The 1,584-nt window shown below is 71.5% G+C and carries 4 protein-coding genes; all 4 read left to right on the top strand.

Annotated features, from left to right (window positions below; genetic code table 11):
- The first annotated feature begins 52 nt into the window (after nucleotides 1–52).
- Nucleotides 53–343, top strand: a complete 291-nt coding sequence (locus D180_RS08115) for a hypothetical protein (protein WP_043090641.1) — start codon at nucleotides 53–55, stop codon at nucleotides 341–343.
- Nucleotides 340–519 carry a hypothetical protein gene (locus D180_RS08110; protein ID WP_010341193.1) on the top strand — a complete coding sequence of 60 codons (180 nt, stop codon included), beginning with the start codon at nucleotides 340–342 and terminating at the stop codon, nucleotides 517–519. Before D180_RS08115 ends, D180_RS08110 begins: the two co-directional genes overlap by 4 nt.
- Nucleotides 516–692, top strand: a complete 177-nt coding sequence (locus tag D180_RS22930) for a DUF4177 domain-containing protein (protein WP_017912401.1) — start codon at nucleotides 516–518, stop codon at nucleotides 690–692. Before D180_RS08110 ends, D180_RS22930 begins: the two co-directional genes overlap by 4 nt.
- Nucleotide 693: 1 nt before the next feature.
- Nucleotides 694–1,584 (top strand): alpha/beta fold hydrolase (locus D180_RS08105; RefSeq protein ID WP_043090642.1); only part of this gene is annotated, 891 nt, incomplete at its 3' end.

Here is a 1,584-nt window from a genome sequence, read left to right as displayed (position 1 = left end):
CCCCCCCAGCCGATCGTCAACGCCGGCTCGCTGTACTGAGGTGCCGATGTCCATGCACGCCGCCATCGCGCCGCTGGCGCTCGCCCTCTCCGGCCTGCCGGCCCTGGTCATCGCCGCCTGGGTCGGCGGCAAGGGCGACGACCGCGCGCGCGGGCTGGGCCTGCGCTGGGCGCTGATCGGCCTGGCGATCCTGCTCGGCGCCGCGGCGCTGTACTGGACCGGCGACCAGCGCGCCGGCGTCTATGCGGTGGCCATCGCACTGCTGCTGACGGTGAACGCGCTGATCGTGTCGATGCTGCTGCACCTGCGGCGCAGCGACGCCGCGCGGCGGGAGCGGTCATGAGCGAGAAGAAGGCCTATCCGCTGCGCATCAACGCCGACGTGCTGGCGGCGGCGCAGCGCTGGGCCGACGACGAACTGCGCAGCCTCAACGCGCAGATCGAATACGTGTTGCGCGACGCGCTGCGCAAGGCGGGCCGGCTGCCCAAGCCGCGTGACGACAAGGAACCGGAAGCATGAGCAAGCGCTGGGAATACCTCACCGTCGAGGCCAAGACCAATCTGATGCTGGGACTGAAACTGGACGAACTGCAGGCCGACCTGAACAAGCACGGCAAGCTCGGCTGGGAACTGGTCAATGTCGTCGCACTACCGGGCACCAAGCCGCTGCTGCTGTTCAAGCGGGAGCTCTGACATGCGCCCGCATCGGGTTCTTGCGCTTGCACTGACGGCGCTGCTCGCTCCGCTCACGGTGCTGGCCGCGACGCCGCAACAGACTGCCAGCGCGCTGCTGGATCGCCTGCAGGCCGGCGACCTGGCCGCGGTCGAGGCCGAGTTCACCCCGGCGATGGCCAAGGCGGTGCCACCCGACAAGCTGGCCCAGGCCTGGCGCACGCTGTCCACGCAACTGGGCGCGCTGCAGCAGCGCGGCCCGGCCAGCGAACGCGAGCAGCACGGGCTGCGCGTGATCGAACAGCGCCTGCAGTTCGAGCGTGGCGTACTGCTGGCGCATGTGTCGATCGACGCGGACGGCAAGATCGCCGGCCTGCTGTTCACTCCCGCACCACCGCCGGCGCCGGCGCCGCCCGCCGCCGACGCCGGCTTCAGCGAACAGGCGTTTGCGGTCGGTCCGCTGCCGGGCACGCTGGCCCTGCCGGTGGGCAAGGGGCCGTTCCCGGCGGTGGTCCTGGTGCACGGCTCGGGCCCACAGGACCGCGACGAGACCATCGGCCCGAACCGTCCGTTCCTCGACGTCGCCCGCGGGCTTGCCGCGCAGGGCATCGCGGTGCTGCGCTACGACAAGCGCACCTTCGCCTTGCCGGAGAGCTTTGCCGGGCGCATCAACCAGGGGTTCACCATGGACGAGGAGACCACCGACGACGCCGTCGCCGCGGTGGCGGCGCTGGCGCGCACGCCCGGCATCGACCCTGCGCGCATCGTGGTCATGGGCCACAGCCAGGGCGGCATGCTCGCCGCCCGCGTCGCACGCCGCTCCGGCAAGACCGCCGGCATCGTGCTGTGGGCGGCGCCGGCGCGACCGCTGCTGGATCTGTTGATCGAGCAGAACCGCTACCTGCTGAGCCAG

Origin of the sequence: Xanthomonas sp. SHU 166, assembly GCF_000364685.1 — a bacterium.
GTDB lineage: Bacteria > Pseudomonadota > Gammaproteobacteria > Xanthomonadales > Xanthomonadaceae > Xanthomonas_A > Xanthomonas_A sontii.
Note: the sequence above shows the minus strand (reverse complement) of the source record. Positions and strands in the feature narration are given on the sequence as shown.